The 18,622-nt window shown below is 72.3% G+C and carries 19 protein-coding genes; 12 read left to right on the top strand and 7 right to left on the bottom strand.

All coding sequences use genetic code 11. The features are described 5' to 3' along the window. The first annotated feature begins 268 nt into the window (after window positions 1-268). The 3 genes from F4556_RS33575 (at window position 269) to F4556_RS33585 (ending at window position 3,198) form a co-directional block, all read left to right on the top strand. Entirely contained in the window at window positions 269-544 is a 276-nt protein-coding gene (locus tag F4556_RS33575) for a hypothetical protein (RefSeq protein WP_184922910.1), read from the top strand. 47 nt (window positions 545-591) lie between these two features. Further along, the gene (gene glmS / locus F4556_RS33580; protein WP_184922912.1) at window positions 592-2,418 is read left to right on the top strand and encodes a glutamine--fructose-6-phosphate transaminase (isomerizing); all 1,827 of its coding nucleotides are present in this window, start codon (window positions 592-594) and stop codon (window positions 2,416-2,418) included. A gap of 123 nt (window positions 2,419-2,541) precedes the next feature. After that, window positions 2,542-3,198 carry an NADPH-dependent F420 reductase gene (locus tag F4556_RS33585; RefSeq protein WP_184922914.1) on the top strand — a complete coding sequence of 219 codons (657 nt, stop codon included), beginning with the start codon at window positions 2,542-2,544 and terminating at the stop codon, window positions 3,196-3,198. Between the two features lie 13 nt (window positions 3,199-3,211). On the opposite strand, the gene F4556_RS33590 is transcribed toward F4556_RS33585, so the two are convergent. The 4 genes from F4556_RS33590 to F4556_RS33605 all read right to left on the bottom strand — a co-directional run bounded on the left by F4556_RS33590 (window position 3,212) and on the right by F4556_RS33605 (window position 6,076). Next, window positions 3,212-3,850 (bottom strand): DedA family protein, encoded by a 639-nt coding sequence (locus F4556_RS33590; RefSeq protein WP_184922916.1) that lies wholly within the window; start codon window positions 3,848-3,850, stop codon window positions 3,212-3,214. Between the two features lie 21 nt (window positions 3,851-3,871). After that, window positions 3,872-4,066, bottom strand: coding sequence for a DUF1918 domain-containing protein (locus F4556_RS33595; RefSeq protein WP_184922918.1), 195 nt, complete (start codon window positions 4,064-4,066; stop codon window positions 3,872-3,874). Between the two features lie 89 nt (window positions 4,067-4,155). Then, window positions 4,156-4,797 carry a TetR/AcrR family transcriptional regulator gene (locus tag F4556_RS33600; RefSeq protein WP_184922920.1) on the bottom strand — a complete coding sequence of 214 codons (642 nt, stop codon included), beginning with the start codon at window positions 4,795-4,797 and terminating at the stop codon, window positions 4,156-4,158. A gap of 37 nt (window positions 4,798-4,834) precedes the next feature. Next, window positions 4,835-6,076 (bottom strand): MFS transporter, encoded by a 1,242-nt coding sequence (locus F4556_RS33605; RefSeq protein WP_184922922.1) that lies wholly within the window; start codon window positions 6,074-6,076, stop codon window positions 4,835-4,837. A 99-nt stretch (window positions 6,077-6,175) separates the two neighbouring features. Here F4556_RS33605 and F4556_RS33610 point away from each other — a divergent pair, with 99 nt between their 5' ends. The 4 genes from F4556_RS33610 (at window position 6,176) to F4556_RS33625 (ending at window position 9,630) form a co-directional block, all read left to right on the top strand. Further along, window positions 6,176-6,706, top strand: a complete 531-nt coding sequence (locus F4556_RS33610) for an ArsR/SmtB family transcription factor (RefSeq protein ID WP_184922924.1) — start codon at window positions 6,176-6,178, stop codon at window positions 6,704-6,706. 139 nt (window positions 6,707-6,845) lie between these two features. Further along, entirely contained in the window at window positions 6,846-7,046 is a 201-nt protein-coding gene (locus F4556_RS33615; protein ID WP_184922926.1) for a hypothetical protein, read from the top strand. 34 nt (window positions 7,047-7,080) lie between these two features. Beyond that, window positions 7,081-8,478 carry an MbnB/TglH/ChrH family RiPP precursor modification enzyme gene (locus F4556_RS33620; RefSeq protein ID WP_184922928.1) on the top strand — a complete coding sequence of 466 codons (1,398 nt, stop codon included), beginning with the start codon at window positions 7,081-7,083 and terminating at the stop codon, window positions 8,476-8,478. A gap of 612 nt (window positions 8,479-9,090) precedes the next feature. Next, on the top strand, window positions 9,091-9,630 hold the full coding sequence (locus F4556_RS33625) for a hypothetical protein (protein WP_184922930.1): 540 nt from the start codon (window positions 9,091-9,093) through the stop codon (window positions 9,628-9,630). A gap of 30 nt (window positions 9,631-9,660) precedes the next feature. Here the strand turns inward: F4556_RS33625 and F4556_RS33630 are convergent, their stop codons facing one another. Together F4556_RS33630 and F4556_RS33635 are read right to left on the bottom strand one after the other, a co-directional pair. Next, the gene (locus F4556_RS33630) at window positions 9,661-10,323 is read right to left on the bottom strand and encodes a response regulator (RefSeq protein WP_184922932.1); all 663 of its coding nucleotides are present in this window, start codon (window positions 10,321-10,323) and stop codon (window positions 9,661-9,663) included. Then, a complete protein-coding gene (locus tag F4556_RS33635; RefSeq protein WP_184922934.1) occupies window positions 10,298-11,470 on the bottom strand; it encodes a sensor histidine kinase in 1,173 nt (390 codons plus the stop codon). The genes F4556_RS33630 and F4556_RS33635 overlap by 26 nt, the downstream gene beginning before the upstream one ends. Before the next feature lie 175 nt (window positions 11,471-11,645). On the opposite strand from F4556_RS33635, the gene F4556_RS33640 reads away from it, so the two are divergent. Beyond that, entirely contained in the window at window positions 11,646-13,889 is a 2,244-nt protein-coding gene (locus F4556_RS33640) for an MMPL family transporter (RefSeq protein WP_184922936.1), read from the top strand. Between the two features lie 60 nt (window positions 13,890-13,949). Here F4556_RS33640 and F4556_RS33645 read toward each other — a convergent pair whose 3' ends face one another. Next, window positions 13,950-15,392, bottom strand: coding sequence for an MFS transporter (locus F4556_RS33645; RefSeq protein WP_184922938.1), 1,443 nt, complete (start codon window positions 15,390-15,392; stop codon window positions 13,950-13,952). A gap of 111 nt (window positions 15,393-15,503) precedes the next feature. Here F4556_RS33645 and F4556_RS33650 point away from each other — a divergent pair, with 111 nt between their 5' ends. From F4556_RS33650 to F4556_RS33665, 4 genes are all read left to right on the top strand, one after another. Continuing rightward, window positions 15,504-16,220 (top strand): TetR/AcrR family transcriptional regulator, encoded by a 717-nt coding sequence (locus F4556_RS33650; protein ID WP_184922940.1) that lies wholly within the window; start codon window positions 15,504-15,506, stop codon window positions 16,218-16,220. Next, window positions 16,213-16,548 carry a DUF6204 family protein gene (locus F4556_RS33655; RefSeq protein WP_184922942.1) on the top strand — a complete coding sequence of 112 codons (336 nt, stop codon included), beginning with the start codon at window positions 16,213-16,215 and terminating at the stop codon, window positions 16,546-16,548. The genes F4556_RS33650 and F4556_RS33655 overlap by 8 nt, the downstream gene beginning before the upstream one ends. Before the next feature lie 69 nt (window positions 16,549-16,617). Then, a complete protein-coding gene (locus tag F4556_RS33660) occupies window positions 16,618-17,808 on the top strand; it encodes a hypothetical protein (RefSeq protein WP_184922944.1) in 1,191 nt (396 codons plus the stop codon). Between the two features lie 391 nt (window positions 17,809-18,199). Further along, entirely contained in the window at window positions 18,200-18,607 is a 408-nt protein-coding gene (locus F4556_RS33665) for a spore-associated protein A (RefSeq protein ID WP_184922946.1), read from the top strand. Window positions 18,608-18,622: the final 15 nt, after the last annotated feature.

The following is an 18,622-nucleotide window of genomic DNA, read 5'->3' on the forward strand; positions in this document are numbered from 1 at the left end:
TTGCGTCTCCCATCCTGGCGTCAGCCGCGCGAAACGGAACGTTTCTGACGGCCATTCGGGAAGTGTCGGGCCGGCCGTTCCCCGAGCGGCCGACAGGTCAACGAGGAGAGCGCCCCCCGGTCACCAATCCCACACACTCTCACAGGACGACTACGGACCGTCCGCCGGGGGCCGTTCCGAGCCGGATCGGAGCCGAAAGCGGGAACCCCTGCCCGATTTCGGGCAGGATTCTTGGAGTACGCCCGTTCGACGCCTAGGCTCCCCTCTCGTGCCTGTCTCACCACACCCTCACGAAGACCTGCTCGCACACCTGACCCGGACCACCCCACTGGGGCCCGGCGAGGCGGCGCGAGTGGTCGCGGAGGTGCTGGCGTACTTCTCCGAGAGCACCGAGGAGTACGTCCGCCGCCGCCACGGTGAGCTGCAGGCGCGGGGCCTGACCAACGAGAAGATCTTCGACCGGCTGACCGGTGAGCTCACCGCCCGCAGGGTCGCGGCGCCCGAGCTGTCCACCCGTCAGCTGCGCCGGATCGTCTACGGCTGAGCCCGCCCCGCCCGTACCACCCGACGACGTGACAGAGGAGTACCACCATGTGCGGCATCGTGGCCTACATCGGTCCCAAGGACGCCACCGCGTTCCTGCTCGAAGGACTCCAGCGGCTGGAGTACCGGGGCTACGACTCGGCCGGGGTGGCCGTCATCGGGAAGCCCGGCACGCTCAAGGTCTGCAAGACCAAGGGCCGGGTCGCCGACCTCGCCGCCGCCGTACCCGCGCGGTTCAAGGGCACCACCGGCATCGGCCACACCCGCTGGGCCACCCACGGCGTGCCGAGTGACGCCAACGCGCACCCGCACCTGGACAACGCCGAGCGGATCGCGGTCGTCCACAACGGCATCATCGAGAACGCGGACGAGCTGCGCGCCAAGCTGACCGCCGAGGGTGCGGTGTTCCGCTCCGAGACCGACACCGAGGTGCTGGCCCACCTGGTCGCCGCGCACGTCGGCGAGGGCGTCGAGCTGGAGGACGCGGTGCGCGCCGCGCTCGGCCACGTGGTCGGCACCTACGGCATCGCCGTGGTCGACGCCGACCAGCCGGACCGGATCGTGGTGGCCCGCAACGGCAGCCCGATCGTGCTCGGTCTCGGCGAGAAGGAGATGTTCGTCGCCTCGGACGTCGCCGCCCTGGTCCGGTACACCCGCCAGGTGGTGCACCTGGAGGACGGCGAGCTGGCCACCGTGCGCGCCGACGGCTTCCGCACCCTCACCGAGGACGCCCGCACGGTGACCCGTCAGCCGTCCACCGTGGACTGGGAGATCGACTCCTACGACACGGCCGGCTACGAGCACTTCCTGCTCAAGGAGATCCACGAGCAGCCCGCCTCGGTCGAGCGCACCCTGAGCGGCCGGCTCGACGAGCGGTTCGCCACCGCGCACCTGGGCGGCCTCAACCTGGACGCCCGCGAGCTGCGCGAGATCCGCCGGGTGAAGATCCTCGGCTGTGGCTCCGCCTACTACGCCGGCGAGATGGGCGCCCAGCTCATCGAGGAGCTGGCCCGGATCCCCGCGCACAGCGAGCCCGCCTCGGAGTTCCGCTACCGCAACCCGGTGATCGAGGCCGACACCCTCTACGTGGCGGTCAGTCAGTCCGGCGAGACCTACGACACGCTGGCCGCCGTCCAGGAGATCAAGCGCAAGGGCGGCCGGGTGCTGGGTGTGGTGAACACCGTCGGCAGCGCGATCGCCCGCGAGTGCGACGGCGGCATCTACCTGCACGCGGGTCCGGAGATCTCGGTCGCCTCGACCAAGGCCTTCACCTCGACCGTGATCGCCTTCGCGCTGCTGGCGCTGCACTTCGGCCGGATCCACGACCTCTCCCCGGCCGACGGCCGCCGGATCGTCGCGGGCCTGAAGGCGCTGCCGGACCAGATCCGGGAGATCCTGGCCGGCGAGGACAAGATCGCCGAGCTGGCCGCGGAGTACGCCAAGAGCGAGGGCATGATGTTCATCGGCCGGGTCCGGGGCTTCCCGGTCGCCCGTGAGGGTGCGCAGAAGCTGAAGGAGATCAGCTACGTGCACGCCGAGGCGTACCCCGCCAGCGAGCTCAAGCACGGCCCGCTCGCGCTGATCAACCCGGACCTGCCCACGGTGGCGCTGGTCCCGGACGACGAGCTGCTGGACAAGAACCTCACCACCCTCGGCGAGATCAAGGCCCGGGCCGGCCGGGTGCTGGCGATCGCCCACCGCGCCCCCGACGCCAAGCTGGCCGACCACGCCATCCTGGTCCCGCGCAGCGAGCCGGAGCTCGACCCGCTGCTGCTCAACATCCCGCTCCAGCTGCTCGCCTACCACGCGGCGGTGGCCCTCAAGCGGGACGTCGACAAGCCGCGCAACCTGGCCAAGAGCGTGACCGTGGAGTAGTCCGCCCCCGTCGGAGCGCCCGTCCGGGAAGGGCGGGCGCTCCGAGGTGTGGACCCTCCCGGCGGCCTGACCGCGGCTCAGTTAGGGTGTCCGCACAGTCGGTTGAGCACGGGGAGTCACACCATGCGGGTCGGGATCATCGGGACGGGCAACGTCGGGCGGACGCTCGCGGGCAAGCTGGTGTCGCTCGGGCACGAAGTGACCCTCGGCTCGCGCAGCAAGGAGAACGCGGCCGCGCTGGCCTGGGCCGAGCAGGCGGGACCGTACGGGCACAGCGGGACCTTCGCCGAGGCCGCCGCCTTCGGCGAGCTGGTGATCAACGCGACCTCCGGCGTGGTGGCGGTGCAGGCACTCCGGCTCGCCGGGGCCGAGCCGCTGGCGGGCAAGGTGCTGATCGACGTCTCCAACCCGCTGGTCTTCTCGCCGCTGGGCGAGGTGAGCCTGGAGCCGGTGAACACCGACAGCGTCGGCGAGCAGATCCAGCGCGAGTTCCCCGAGGCCCGGGTGGTGAAGGCGCTCAACACCGTCAACTCCGAGGTGATGGTGGACCCGGGCCGGGTGCCGGGCGAGCACAACCTGTTCGTGGCGGGCAACGACCCCGAGGCGAAGGCGGACGTGGTGGCCCTGCTGGCCGAGTTCGGCTGGCCGCAGGGCTCGGTGCTGGACCTGGGGGACATCACGGCGGCCCGGTCGCTGGAGATGCTGATGCCGTTCTGGCTCAAGCTGATGGGGCACTTCGGGCACGCCGACTTCAACTACTCGATCCGCAGCGCGGGCTGACGATCCCTCGGGCTCACCGGCTCCGGCTCCGGCGCTTGCTCCGGAGCCGGAGCCGGTAGCCGATCAGCCCGGCCAGCAGCACGCCGAGCGCCGGCAGCACCAGCACCTGGTAGCGCATCACCTGTTCGTACAGCGGGCCGATGTTGTCGCCGGCCAGGTACCCGGCGCTGCCCCAGACGCCGACCCAGAGCACCGCGCCGAGCACGTTGGCGGGCAGGAACCGCTGCCAGCTCATCCCGGTGGTCCCGGCCACGATGCCGTTGGTCTGCCGCAGCACGTCGACGAACCTGGCCACCGTGACCACCTTGACCCCCTGCCGGGCGAAGAACTCCTCGGCGTGCGCCATCCGGGCCGGGGTGAGCAGCACGTACCGGCCCCAGCGCTCGACCAGCCGGTGGCCGCCGGTGCGGCCGAGCAGGTAGCCGAGACTGTCCCCGGCCACGGCGGCGACCAGCGCGATCGCGAGCACCGCGGCGATGCTGAGCCGGCCGGTGCCCGCGTAGACCGCGGCCAGCACCAGCACGGTCTGGCCGGGGACCGGGATCGCGCAGTTGTCCAGGAACACGAGAACCCCCACTGCCAGGTAGCCGTAGCTGTCCAGCAGTGGGGTGAGGTGTTCGAACGGGCCGGGGAGTGGGGCGGGGGTGTCCACGGGGCTCCGGGGGAGATGGGTTCAGTGGGCGGGCTGCTGACGTTCGATCACGGTGTCGGGGCCGGGGTAGACCAGTCCTTCGTGGCCGTCCTCGAAGCGCACCAGGTACGGGGGCTCACCTTCGGGGCCCCGGACCTCGATGATCTCGCCCTGCCGGTCCGCCATCCCGACCGACCTGCTGTGGGTGTGGAGGTGATCGCCTACCGTCGCTTGCATGGTCTGCTCCTTGTCGGGTGCGGTTGCCGTCCCGATCTCCACTGTGCGGCGGGAACGGGGCGGTCGCAACGCCCGGGCGGTCCGTGCGCTCAGCCACCGGGATCGGTGAGGTAGCGGCGGAGCAGGCGCTTGCACTCGGCGATCAGCGCGGGGTCGCCGGCCGGGTCGGTGCGGAAGGCCAGCTTCAGGACGGCGTCGGCGCTCTCCATCGCCACCCGCAGCGCCAGCGGGTGGCCGGGCCCGTCGAACAGGCCGCCGCTCAGGGCGCGCAGCCGGCGGGCCACCGCGGCGTTGTTGTCCAGCTCCCGGTCGAGCAGGTGCTGGTCGTCGGCGACCCCGGCCGGGAGCTGCTCGACCAGGCCGAAGTCGAGCCGGCCAAAGCCCGGGACGACGCGCTTCATCGCGACGAACTCCTCCACCGCCAGGTCGACGAAGCCCGCCACGTCGGGCGGGGTCTCGGCGTCGAAGCGGCGGGCCAGCCGGTCCAGGTAGCGGTCGAGGTTCCGCTCGGCCAGGGCGGCGAGCAGGTCCTCCTTGCCGGCGAAGAACTGGTACAGGGTGCCGATCGGGACCTCGGCCCGGTGCGCGGTCTCCTTGGTGGTCAGCGCGCTCGCGCCGACCTCGTCCAGCAGGCCCGCGCAGGCGTCGAGCAGGCGCTCATACCGCTCCTGGCTGCGCTGCTGCACGGGGCGGCGCCGGGTGGGGACGGCGGTGCCGAGGTCCGACTTCATGCGCCAACTGTGCCGCATCGGGCGGACGGGGCGCTAATCACTGCCCCGGTTCAGCGCTCATCCCGTGCGCTGCAAGGGAGTTGGGGTCCGGCGTGTTCTTCGGAGCGAGGAGGAGTACGGCGGCCGTGCCGAGGGCGAGCGTGCCGGCCGTGATGATCTGCACCCGGTAGTCGAGGCCGGCCACCATCCCCGTGCCCACCAGCAGGGCGAGTCCGGTGGGCGCGTACAGCAGGGTGCTGGCGGTGGCCGCGACCCGGCCGAGCAGTTCGCCGGGAGTCTCCCGCTGAACGGCGGTGAGGGCGGCGATGAGCGGGTACGGCAGGCCCAGGCCGATCGCCAGGCTGCCGGCCAGCACCAGGGGCAGCGAGGGGGTCGACCGGGCGAGCACGCCGAGGGCGAAGAGCGCGATCCCGGCCGCCGCGAAGGTGCGCTCGGGCATCCGGCGCAGCAGCGCACCGGCCGCCAGGCCGCTGACGACGGAGCCGAGACCCTGGAGCGTGGTGAGCACCGCCGCGAAGGCCGGGGACCGGTGCAGGCCGACATCGAGCATCGCGTACGTGGCCGCGCTGCTCAGGCTGGAGGCCACCATGGCCACCCCGCCGGCGAGGACCAGCGGGCGGAGCACCGGGTGGTGCCACAGGTAGCGGGCGCCTTCCGCGGTCTCGGTGGTCCAGGACCGTTCGGAGCGGGGGGCGGGCCGGGGTTCGCGGACCCGGATCAGGCGGAAGGCGGCTGCGGCCAGTACGAAGGTCACCGCATCCAGCAGGGCCACGGCCGGTCCGCCGAAAGCGGTGAACAGACCGGCTCCGGCCAGTGGGGCGACCAGCTTCATGCTCTCGATCGAGGTGCGGACCAAGCCGTTGAAGTCGCCGCGCAGTTCGCCCGGTACGGCGGCGGCGATCAGTGCGGTCTCGGCCGCGTCCACGAGCACCGTCCCCACGCCCACCAGGGTGAGCACGACGAAGAGCAGCCACACGTCCTCGCGTGAACGCAGGGCCAACGGCGCGGTCAGCACGGCGGCGAGGACGAGATTGGTGCCGACCAGCAGCGGGCGGCGGCGTACCCGGTCGGCCAGGGTGCCGATCGCGGGGCCGACGAAGGCCGGCAGCCACATGCAGAAGCCCACCAGCGCGGCGAGGCTGTCGGAGCCGGTCAGTGTCTTGACCCAGATCCCGGCGGCCAGCGCCATGGCGGAGTCGCCGAACCCGGAGAGGATCACCCCGCCCAGATACAGACCCGCATTGCGGTCCCGCAGGACCCGGACAATTCCCCAGCGCATGCGCCGCCCCCTCGCAGTCTCGATCGCGGCACACCCTACCCCCAATCATTTCATTGGCGGTAGGGGTGGCAGGTGGCCCGATGCGCTTTACTGGCTTGCGTGACCGAGACCGATCCCGTGCTGCGCGCGCTTGCCCACCCCCTGCGGCTCCGGATGCTGAGCCTGATGTGGCCCGGCCCGATGTCGGCCGCGGAGCTCGCCCGCGAACTGGACGTCTCCCATGCGCTGGCCAGCCAGCACCTGCGCCGCCTGGACGCGGTCGGGCTGGTGGAGCTGGCGGAGGAACGCACCCGCCGCGGCGGCCGGGAGCGCCGCTACCGGACGGTCCAGGGGTCGCCGCTGTCGGACCAGCGTCAGGCGACACCGCTGCTGGCCGAGACCCTGGCGCACAGCCTGCGGGAGCGGGCCGCCCGCCGGGTGGAGGGGAGCGAGGGGGTGACGGTCGACGGCGAGCTGTGGGTGGACCCGGAGACCTGGCGGAGCGTCAGCCGGCGGCTCGCCGATCTGGCGGTCGAGCTGCACGACGCCGCGCGGCCGCCGCACACGCCGGGGACCACGCCCGTCGGGATCACCGTGATGGCCTTCCCGCTGCAGGACGCGCAGGGGACCGGCGGCGCCGGGACCGCCTGAAGTCCGGTGCTCCGACCGGCAGTTCGGCGGCAGTTTCACGGCTCGGGCACCGGATCGACGCGGTCCGCACGGCATGCTTCTGCTCACGTCGCTCGCTACCGGTGCCCGGGCTTCCGGGCGCCAGATCAGGAGGTACCCCGTGTCGTCCACCCTGCTCGCCGCCGAGGCCCCGGCCGAGATCACCCTCTCCCTCTCGGCCGCGGACGGCCTCGACCGGATGGCCGCGCCGGTCAAGACCGCCGTCAACCAGGACAACTGCCCGAGCTGCCACTCCGGCTTCGACTGGTCCTTCGGCCGCTCGGCCGAGTTCACCCTGGGCAGCTCCGGCCGGGCCCGCTGACGCGGCGGCCGGGCGGCGCGGGGAGGTCGGTGCGATGCGGCGTCTCGGGGTCGGGCTCACGTATGTCCGGGGCCTGGAGCGGCTGTTGGAGGAGTGCGGCGACCGGCTCGACGTGGTCGAGATCGAACCGCAGACCTTCTGGCGGTCCCGCCCGGACGGCACCGTCGCGACCGACGACGAGGCCCTGCGCCGCCTGGCCGACCTGCCGGGTGCCCGGCTGCTGCACAGCATCGGCAACCCGGTCGGCGGCTCGGTGCTGCCGGACGCCGAACACACCCGTCTGCTGGGGGAGTTGGCCGAGCAGCTGGCCGTGCCCTGGGTGAGCGAGCACCTGGCGTTCAACCGGGTCGGCGGAGCCGAGGGCTTCCGGACCGGCTTCATGCTGCCGCCCCGGCAGACCCCGGCCGGGGTGCGGCGCAGCGTACGGTCGGTCCGGGCGATGGCCGAGGCCCTGCCCGTCCCGTTCGCGGTGGAGCTCGGCACCAACTACCTCCGGCCCCGGGCCGACGAGCTCGGTGACGGCGCCTTCGCCGCCCGGGTGGCCGAACAGGCCGACTGCGGGCTGCTGTTGGACCTGCACAACGTGCTGGCCAACGAGCGCAACGGCCGCTGCACCGTCGACGAGCTGCTCGCCGAGCTCCCGCTGGATCGGGTCTGGGAGGTCCACCTGGCCGGCGGCTTCGAGCACCGCGGCTACTGGCTGGACGCTCACAGCGGCCTGCCCGACGAGGACCTGATCCGGCTCGCCGAGCGCGTCCTGCCCCGGCTGCCCGCGCTCCGGGCCGTGCTCTTCGAGGTGACGGCCTCGGCCGCGCCGGGCCTGGAGGCCGGTGCCGTACGGGAGTTGACGGACCGGCTGCGGGAGCTGTGGCCGGTGGTCACGGCCGCCGCGCCCGTACCGCTCCGTCCGCCGGACCCGGTGGCGGGCGGGGCCGCGCCGGAGGAGTGGGAGGCCGCCCTCGGCGGGCTGGCCGTGGGGCGGGAGCCTCGGACGGCGCTGGAACGGGAGTTGGCGGCCGATCCGGCGATCGACCTGCTGCGCGAACTGATCCTGGAGTTCCGCGCGGGCGCCCTGGCCGGGACGCTCGTGCACACCGTCCGGCTGCTCCTGCTGACCCTGGGCGAGGCCGGGGTACGCGAGCTGATCGCCGGGTACGCCCGGCAGCGGACCCCCGAACTCTTCGCCACCGACGAGGCGTTCGCCTTCGCCGAGCACCTCAGGCGGACCTGCCCCGTGGTGCCGCTGTTGCCGGACGTGCTCGAGCTGGACCTCGGCCTGATGCTGGTCCGGCTGGACGGCGAGCCGCGCACGGTGACCGTCGGCACCGACCCGACCGTCCTGCTGACCGAACTCGGCGCCGGGCGGCTGCCGGTGGCCCCGCCGCGCGGCAGCTACCGGCTGCGGCTGGTGGACGACCGGGTTGTTGCCTGAGCGCTGGGCTGCGCCCACCCGACGAGGACATCCCGCCGCTGGTCGACTTCGTACTCTCGCCGGCCGCCCGACCGCTGGTCACCCACCTGGGGTACGCGGTGAAGGGTTAGGGCGTGGGGCACCGGGGTGATCCGACGGATCCGTGTCGGATCTCTTCCGGCAGACACGGCCTTCATACGCTGCTCGCCCAGGCTCGGCCCTCCACCGTTGCCTCATGACGGACGCGCCGACCCGTACAAGGCTGAGAGCGGCCATGCTGCCCGTTGGCATCACCGCGGGCCTGGGTGCCGCGGCAGCGCTCGGCACCGGTCTCATCCGCCTTGGCGCCGGGGAGTCCCCGCAGGGGCGCGCTTTCACGGGGCTGATGGAGTTCTCGCTGTGGAGTGCGCTGGTCGGCGCGTCGTTCGCCATGTGGGTGGTGGTGGCGGCGATCAGCGGACGGTTGCTGCGGGTGCGCTGGCGCAATGGGTCGGGACGGCCGACAAAGTCGGCACTTACGGGCATGGTCCTGGGGGCACTGGTCCTCCTCGTGGGTGTCTATTTCGCCCTGCTGGTCGTCCTCATGCGGCCCCCTCCAATCCACCGCCGCTGGACGGAAGGTGGCGGCTGCAGGTGCTCCTGGTGGTCGGTATGTTCGCCGCGGTGCCCGGGATCGTCGGACTGTGGGATGTCCAGATCCAGCTGTTCCGGCTCGACCGGAGCCTCCCGGAAAAGCTGCTGGGCACCCTGGACCAGGAGTGGCGGGCAGCCCAGACCTTCCTGACCTCGGGAAGCCTCATCATCTCGTCCGCCATCGTCAACACGGGCGCGTACCGCAACGCGCTCCTCGCCTACGCGCGAAAGACCCCCACCTTCGAAGTCGACTTCCCGCCCTCGTACTTGCTGATGTACGGCGCGTTCTTCAGCGCGGTCTTCGCGTTCGTCTTCATGCCGGTGGCCATGCAGTGGCGCTCGGTCGCGACGCAACTGGTCAACTCGGTCGCGCCGGTCCCCGAGGCGGCGGACCTGGACGACGAGTGGCTGGCCAGGCGCTCGCGTCTCACCACCTTCCTGCGCCTCGACCTCTCCCTCCCCAAGCTGCTCTCCCCGGCTCTGGGCATCCTCGCGCCGCTGGCGACGAGTGCTCTGAGTCTCGTGCTCCCGGGCAGCTAGTGATCTGCCCGTACAGGCCCGGCACCCGGCTCAGGTTCCGGGGAGGACACGGCGCGTTTCGTAGGCCCACATCGCGATCTCGACCCGGTTGCGGGCGCCGAGTTTGGCCATCAGGCTGGCCAGATGCGTCTTCACCGTGCTGAGGCTGATGTGCAGTGCATCGGCGATCTCGGTGTTGGTCAGCCCGCGGGCGACGGCGAGGAGCACCTGCTCCTCGCGGGCGGTGACGGGGGAGACCGGCTGGGCCGCGGGCCGGCCGGCGGGCAGGTCCGCGAATGCCTGGAGCAGACGGACGGTGACGCTGGGCGCGATGAGCGCCTCCCCGCCGGACGCCGACCGTACGGCCTGGGCCAGCAGGTCGGGTCCGGTGTCCTTGAGGAGGAATCCGCGGGCGCCGGCCCGCAGCGCGCCGTAGACGTACTCGTCGAGGTCGAACGTGGTGATGACGACCACGGCCAGCGGGTCGGCGACGCCCGGGCCGGCGAGCAGCCGGGTGGCCTCGAGCCCGTCGAGTACGGGCATGCGGATGTCGAACAGGCAGACGTCGGGGCGCAGTTCGCGGGCCAGCCGTACCGCTTCCCGTCCGTCGGCGGCCTCGCCGACCACCTCGATGCCGGGCTGGGCGTTCAGCATGATCCGCAGCCCGGTGCGGATGATCGTCTGGTCGTCAGCGACGAGGACGCGTATGGACACCGCTCTCGTTCCTCGCTCTCGGCAGCTCGGCTTCGACGTGCCAGCCCCGGTCGGTGCCCGGGCCGGCTCGTAGTGTGCCGCCGATCAGGGTCGCGCGCTCGCGCAGTCCGGTAAGTCCGTATCCGTCGCGACCCCGGCCGGTGCGTCGGCCGTTGTCCCGCACGCTCACCCGTACCGTGTGCCGTTCCGCGGCCACCCGGACGACGACCTCGGTCGCGTCGACCGCGTGGCGCACGGCGTTGGTCACCGACTCCTGCACGATCCGGTAGACGGCGGCGTCCACGGCCGGGGGCAGCGTCTCCAGCTCGCCGTCGAGCCCCAGGTCGACCCTGAGGCGGCCGCCGGGGGTGCGCACCAGGCGCTCCAGATCCGCGACACCGGCAGGCGGCGCCAGCTCGGCGCCGACCCCGCGGTCGCGCAGCGCGGCGACCATGGCGCGCATCTCCTCCAGCGTGCGCGCCCCTTCCTCCTCGATCCCCTCCAGCGCCTCGACCGCGGCGGACGGGTCGGTGCCCGCGACCACCCGGCCCGCCTGGGCGATGATCACCATGGCCGACACGTGGTGGGCCACCGTGTCGTGCAGTTCCCGGGCGAGTTGCTCGCGCTCGCGGGAGCGCACCTGCTCCACCTGCCGCTCGCGAGCGGTCACCCAGAGCCGCACCGCGGCCCCGAGCACGCCGGGCAGCAACCCGAAGACGAAGCCCACGACCTTCTCGACGACCGGGGTCCCGTCCGCGACGACACACAGCGCGAAGGTCGCGACGGTCATCGCGCCGCCCAGCACAATCTCCCGTCCCGATCCCCACCGGGGCAGCGCGTACACCAGCACGAGCACGACCGCGCCGGTGTACAGGCCGACGGGCTCGCGCAGTGCGGCGACCAGCGAGGCCACCTGAAGCAGGATCACCGCGCCGAACGCCAGCATGGCCACCGTCAGCGGGCGGGTCCGGCGCCACAGCGGCAGCAGGCACAGCCATCCGGCGAACACCACCGCCACCGGCCGCCACACGACGTTCTCGCGCAGCGTGGCCTCCAGCACCACACCGCCCAGGCCCGCGGCGAGCAGTGCCCAGTCCCGCCAAACCCGGGCGGGCACGTCGGGCGGCCGGGGTTCGGTCCACAGGGTTCGCAGGTCGTCTCGGAGCACGGTTCTCAGCCTAGGGAATGCTGCGTGCCGCGCATCGGCCGAAAGGACGGGTCGTCACTCCGCCCCGGGGCCGACGGATCCGCGGCCCGCGGGCCGATGCCGGGGAGCGCCGTGGCGACGAGCCTCGGTATCGGCGGCCGTACAAGGACGGCCGACGAGGTGGTTGGAGGACCCGATGCTCTCGAAAGCCCTGCTGCGCCTGGGCGCAAGCTCCGCTCGCCATCCCTGGCGGGTGATCGCGGCATGGCTGGTCGTCGCCACGCTCGCCGTCCTCGCCGCCGTCGCCTTCGGCGGGCGACCCGCGGATTCGATGACCGCCCCGGGACTGGACTCCCAGCGGGCCGCGCAACTGATCGAGCGGGCCGGCACCGGCCAGGAGGGGATGACCGCCCAAGTGGTCGTCACCCCGCTCGACGGCGCTGCGACGTTCTTCGACCACGGCAGTGCGCGCACCGCTCTCACGCGGCTGCAGACCGAGGTGCAGCGGCTGCCGCACGTGGTCGGCACGAGCGACCCGGCGGGGGCACTCGACGCGGGCGGGGACACCGCCGTGCGCGGCGGCCTCGTCTCGGCCGACGGGCGGATCGCGGTCGTCCGGGTGCAGTACCCAGAGCAGAGCCGGCTGTCGGCCGAGGACCTCGACGCCCTCGTCGGTCTCGGCGACCGGCTGCGCGCCGAACTGCCCCTGCGTATCGAGATGGGCGGGAGCCTCTTCTACGCCTTCTCCGACCCCGACGGCGGCGCGAGCGAGTTGATCGGCCTCCTCGCCGCGGCCGCGATCCTGTTCCTGGCGTTCGGTTCGCTGGTCGCCGCCGCGCTGCCGATCGGCATGGCGGTCTTCGGGCTGACCGTCGGGGTCGCCACGATGACCGTACTGGCGGGGGCGACGGACGTCCCGACCTTCGCACCGGTCCTGGGCAGCATGGTCGGGCTCGGAGTGGGCATCGACTACGCGCTGTTCGTGCTCGCCAGGCACCGGGAGTACCTCGCGCGCGGGCTCGAGCCCCGCGAGGCGGCGGGGCGAGCGGTGGCTACGGCGGGGAGGCCCGTGGTCTTCGCCGGCGGCACCGTCGTCGTGTCGATCCTCGGCCTGGCGGTCGCGAACGTACCGTTCATGACGATGGGCGGGCTCGCCGTCTCGATCGTCGTTCTGATCATGGTGGCCGCGTCGGTGACGCTGCTGCCGGCTTTCCTCGGCGCCGCCGGCCCACGCCTGGCCCGGGCCGGCCGGATCGGCCGGGCTCTGCAGACCAGGAAGCGGTGTGACCCGGTGCCGGACGCCGCCCGCGCCGCCGGGTGGCGTCGCTGGATCGGGCACGTCAGCCGGCACCCGGTGCCGTACGCGGTCGGCGCGGCGGGGCTGCTGCTGACCGCGACGCTTCCCGTGCTCGGCCTGCGTGTCGGTCTGCCTGACGATGGCTCACTTCCCCACAGCCGTACCGAGCGCCGGGCCTACGACCTCGTCGCCGAGGGGTTCGGCCCGGGCACCAACGGTCCCCTCGTCATCGCCGCGGACCCCGCCGGTGATCCGGGCGTGCTGGACCGACTCGTCGCAACGGTCGCGGCGGATCCGGGCATCGCGTCCGTCGCGCCGACGCACATCGACCGGGCCACCGGCATCGCGACCCTCGTGGTGTTCCCGACCACCAGCCCTCAGGACAAGGCCACGGCCGACACCATCGCCCGGCTGCGCACCGAGGTGCTGCCCACGGCGATCGGGCCCGGCCCGGCCAGGGCCCACGTCGGTGGCGCCGCCGCGAGCCTGTCCGACGTGGGCCGACGGACCAGCGAACGCCTGCCGTTGCTCGTCGCCGCCGTGCTGGCGATGTCGTTCCTGCTGCTGATGCTGGTGTTCCGCTCGGTACTCGTACCGCTCAAGGCGGTACTGCTGAATCTGCTGAGCATCGGCGCGGCCTACGGCATCATGGTCGCGGTCTTCCAGTGGGGCTGGGGAGGCGCACTCATCGGGCTGGAGGCGACGGTCCCGATCGTGTCGTTCATCCCGATGTTCCTCTTCGCCATCCTGTTCGGTCTGTCGATGGACTACGAGGTGTTCCTCCTCTCCCGGGTACGCGAGGAGTACCTGCGCACCGGCGACAACGGGACGGCGATCGTCGAGGGCGTCTCGGGCACCGCCCGGATCATCACCTCGGCCGCCCTCATCATGGTGGCGGTCTTCCTGTCCTTCGCCGTCGCCGACGACCCCTCCACCAAAATGTTCGGGCTCGGCCTGGCCACCGCGATCTTCATCGACGCCACGGTCGTACGCATGGTGCTGGTACCGGCGACCATGACACTCCTCGGCCGGGCCAACTGGTGGCTGCTGAAGTGGCTGGACCGGATGCTTCCCGGCGGCCCGGTCGGCACCGACGCGGTATCCACAGGTGAGGCCGCGGGTCCGCGGCTGGTCGACCGCTGACTGCCCTTGGCGTCCGGCACCTCGACGCGTCCTCTGCGGTTCGGCGCCCGCGCGCTCCCCTTACCGAGGTGCCGGCTCCGGTTGCGGGGTCGGTAGGCCGGCGACGGGCGACGGGGTGACGCCTCGTGACGGGCGGAGGAGGAGCGCGACGAGGAGCGCTGCGGCGGCCAGGGCGGTGCCCCCGCAGCGCAGTGCCTGGTGCAGGGCGTCGACGAAGGCGGCGTTCGTGGTGCCACCGAGGGTGGCGGTCAGCCGGCTGCTGAGGACGGCCCCCAGGACGGCGACGCCGATGACACCGCCGAGTTCGCGCAGGGTGTTGAGGGTCGCGGAGGCCATGCCGGCCCGTGCCGGGTCGACGCGCTGCATGACCGTGATGGAGACGGGGGCGAACGTCATCCCCATGCCGAGGCCCATGGTGAGCAGCACCCAGACGTACTGCGGATAGCGGGCGTCCGCGCCGTAGAGCGAGAGGGCGCCGAGCCCGGTGGCGCACAGGGCCAGGCCGGTGACCAGGGGGAGGCGGGGGCCGCGGCGTGCGGCGAGCGCGCTCGACAGCGGGGCGGCGACGACGATCATCGCGGTCATCGGCAGGCCCGCCAGGCCCGCGTCCGACGGGGACCAGCCGAGTACGTCCTGCATGAGCAGGGGCAGGAAGAACGCGGCTCCGAACATGCCGAAGCTGATCATGAAGCCGCTCACCGCAGCGCCGGTGAGCACCCGGTCCCGGAAGAAGCGCAGGTCGAGCATGGGGTCGGCGCTGCGGGCCTCGACCGCGACGAAGGCGGGCAGGGCCAGTGCCGCCACGGCGGCGAGGGCGAGCACCCGGGTGTCGGTCCAGCCGCGGGCGGGTCCCTCGATGAGCGCGTACACCAGCGCGCCGAATCCCAGCGCGGAGAGCGCCTGTCCCGGCAGGTCCAGCCGCTTCGTACGGGCCGCGAACTCGGGCAGCACCCGGGCTGCGAGCAGCAGTCCCGCCACCCCGATCGGGACGTTGATCCAGAAGACGGAGGCCCAGCCGAAGGCGTCCACCATCGGCCCGCCCAGGACCGGGCCGACGGCCAGGCCCAGCGCCGATACACCGGACCAGAGGCCGACGGCCCTGGCCCGCTCCTTCTCGTCCGTGAAGACGTGGCGCAGGATGGACAGGCTGCCCGGCGTGAGCAGCGCCGCGCCGAGGCCCTGGAACATCCGGGCGGCGATCAGCGTGCCGGTCGAGCCGGACAGCGCCGCGGCCGCCGAGCCCGCCGTGAAGACGGCCAGGCCGGCGAGGAAGATCCGCCGGCGGCCGTACCGGTCGCCGAGGGTGCCGCCGGTGAGCAACAGGGCCGCGTAGACCAGGCTGTAGCCCTCCACCACCCACTGAAGTCCGCTGACGCCGGAGTGCAGTTGCTGCCCGATGCGGGGCAGCGCGTTGTTGACGATGACGTTGTCGAGCATCGCCATGAACATCGTGGCGCACAGGGTGGCGAGCACGAGCCTCTTGTGTCGGGCGGGCGGCTTCATCGGCACATTCCCTAACAGTGTTAGTCGGTTGTTTCGGTGCGGCTAGACTGCCCCTAACAGTGTTAGATGGCAAGCGGGATTTCCGGTGGAACCCATGGACGGAGGTGGCCGATGGCCGTGGAGGGCAGTACTGATGACGGACCGTCACAGCCCGGACTGACCCGGCAGGCGCTCGCCCAGGCGGCCCTGCGGGTGCTGGAGCGCGAGGGCGTCAACGGCCTGTCGATGCGCAAGGTCGCCGCCGAACTGGGGGTGAAGGCGGCCTCGTTGTACTGGCACGTGCGCAACAAGGAGGAGCTGCTCGACCTGCTCACCGACGAACTCATGGCCGACGCCGAGGCGCCGCCCCGGGAGGGCGACTGGCGCGGGCAGCTGCGCGAGTACTGCCTGCGCTACCGCCGGCACCTGCTCGGCAAGCGCGACGCCGCCAAGGTCGTCGCGGGCCGGCTCGCCCCCGGTCCACACCTGCTGCGCCTGATGGAGGATCAGCTCGGCCGCCTGCGGGAGGCCGGTTTCTCCGACGCCGACGCCGCCATGATCAGCTACCTGCTCGGCGCCTTCGTCCAGGGCTTCGTGCTCCAGGAGCAGGGCCCCATCTCCGCGTCCGAGGCCATGGGCGCCAGCCGCCGCGAGGCCGCCACGACGGTGGGGGAGCAGCTCAGCGGGCTGCCGCAGGACACCTTCCCCAACCTGGTCGCGCTCGCCGGCGACCTGACCGACCCGTCCATGGAGGCCCGCTTCTCGTTCGGCCTCGAACGCCTCCTGGACGGACTGGCCGCCCTGCTGGACCCCGATGTACGCAGTGAAGGGACACCGCCCCATGAGTGAGCGCACCTACCGAGTCATCGTCCGCGGCGTGTTCGCCGACCTCGACGACGCCCAGCGCGCCGGACTGCTGGCCGTCGCCGACCAACACGACATCCTCAAGGCCGCGTTCACGGATGACGGCACCCTGATCTACGACCGGGAGCTGCGCACCTTCACCTTCCGCTGCGTGGTCCGGCAGCCGGCCGACCTCGACGGCGAGACGGCGGGCGGTGCGGCCTGCGACCGCGCGGCCGGGGCCCTCGCCGAACGCGGCATCGGGCACGGCGCGTTGCGTGCCCAGGTCACCAGCGTGGACGACATGAAGGTCCGGCGGCCGCGGCGGGGTTGAGTGCGTGGCGTTGCCGCCGTGAGCACCGCATTCCACCGGAGAACCCACGTGGCCAGCGAGAATGGGCGGATGGACGAACTGGGTGGGGCGCTGGAGCGGGCAGCTGCGGACGGCGATGTGGTGGAGGGTTGGCTCAGCGGGCTGGCGGGCAATCAGGTGTTGCCGGTGGAGGTGCTGGCCCGGCTGTTGGAGTTCGACGAGCTGCCGATGCCGAGCTACTGGCTCAAATACAGGACCTTGGATGCCGCAGCGACGGAGCTGCTGGTGGCGTCGCCGCAGATCCAGCGCCGGTTGGACGTTGTGGAGAACGCGACGGCGGACGTCGACGTACTGGCCCGGCTCGCGCAGGATCCGGAACCCCGGGTCCGGTTGATGTACGCGGTGATGCTCTTCGAGTACAAGCGCCGTGTCCCTGCCGGGGTGCTGGAGCTCCTGGCGGAGGACCCGGAGCCGAAGATCCGGCGGATCGTCAGCGACCGTACGGAGCTGCCGGTCGCGGTGCGGGAGTCGCCGCCGGTGCTGACGGTCCAGCAGCGGGTGGCGCACCCGGATCCGGCGGTCCGGCGGGAGGCGGCCGCTGATCCCGAGGTGCCGACCGCGCTGGCTCTGCGACTGGCGGAGGATCCCGAGAACGACGTCCGGCTCGCAGTGTCGATGCGGGAGGAGCTGACGGAGGATCAGCGCACCGTGATCCCTTGCACGGTGTGGCAGCACTTCTGGTCGCCGCCGTCCTGGATCGCACGGCAGGCGACCGATCCGGAGGCGGCCCGCCGGATCGCGGGGTCGGCGCACGTCGGGCTGCGGCGAGTGCTCGCGGCTCAGCCGCACCTGGCGCCGGACGTGGTGGCCCTGCTGGCGGCGGACGAGGACGAGTGGGTGCGGCGCACGCTGGCCGAGCGGTGCGAGGACGCGCCGCACGAGCTGTTGGTGGAGCTGTACGCCACGGTCCAGGACCGGAACTGGTCGGTGTACCGCTACCACCGCAACTTCGCCCGGCCCGGGCTGGCCCGGTTCGCCGACGACCCCAACCCGCGACTGCGGCACGCCGCGTTGGACGACCCGGAGGCCGGTCCTGAGCTGGTGCTGCGGCTCGCCGACGACCCCGAGGTGGGCGGCTGGGCGGTACGCGATCCCAGGCTGCCGGCCGACGAGCTGCTCCGGCGGCTGACCCTGCCCGCCCAGGCCTCGGCTGCCGCAGGCAATCCTGCACTGCCGGTGGCGGTCATGCACCGGCTGCTGGACCTCGCCCGAGCGCGCTGACCTGCCGGGCGGCGCCCCTATTGATCTGCGGCCGCTTCCTCGACGAACTCCAGGACGCGGTGATCCGCGGCGTCCAGGTGCGACTCGGCTACGTCGACGGCAAGGGCACCGGAACCGAGAGAAGACCAGATGCTGTGCAAGGGGTTCTGCACGGCGTCCGGCTCGGCGGCAACCGGTGCCGAGCCGGACGCCGTCTCTTGTCCGACCGTCTGTCGGAAGAGCTCCCAGCGGCTGTCCCGCGACCGCTGCCGAGCCTGTGGCCAGGTGTTACGTCCGAGATACCAGGGCTCGCCACGATGAAGCCAGGGGTGCCGAGACCGGCGGTCATGCCGTGAGCGGCTGCGACCCCTCAGTTCGTCTGGTGTGTAACGGGAATGGAGCAGGACAGATCATGAGGAAGTTCTTCAAGCGCATCGCCATGAGCGCAGCGGTCACCGCGATGGCGGCGGGCGGTGTCGCGGTCATGCCGAGCGTGGCCGAGGCAGCCAGTTACAACGGCGCATGCGGCAGCGGTTACTCCGTCATCGACACGCTGCCGTTGGCGGAGGGGACCGTATTCCTCACCTACAACAGCTCCAACGGCTACAACTGCGTGGTGACCGTCCGCACCAACCCGAGCTCGTACCTGAAGTCGATGGACGCGGGCATCCGGCTCTCCGGCGGCAGCTGGACAGAGGACGGCGGCTTCTTCACCACCTACGCCGGCCCGGTGCGCCTCTACGCGGCGCACTCGTGCATCGACTGGCGGGGCACCATCAACGGCGAGGTCAACTACCAGTACAACTCGCACTGCGGCTGACCACGCTCGTGACCG

This window comes from Kitasatospora gansuensis (assembly GCF_014203705.1).
GTDB lineage: Bacteria > Actinomycetota > Actinomycetes > Streptomycetales > Streptomycetaceae > Kitasatospora > Kitasatospora gansuensis.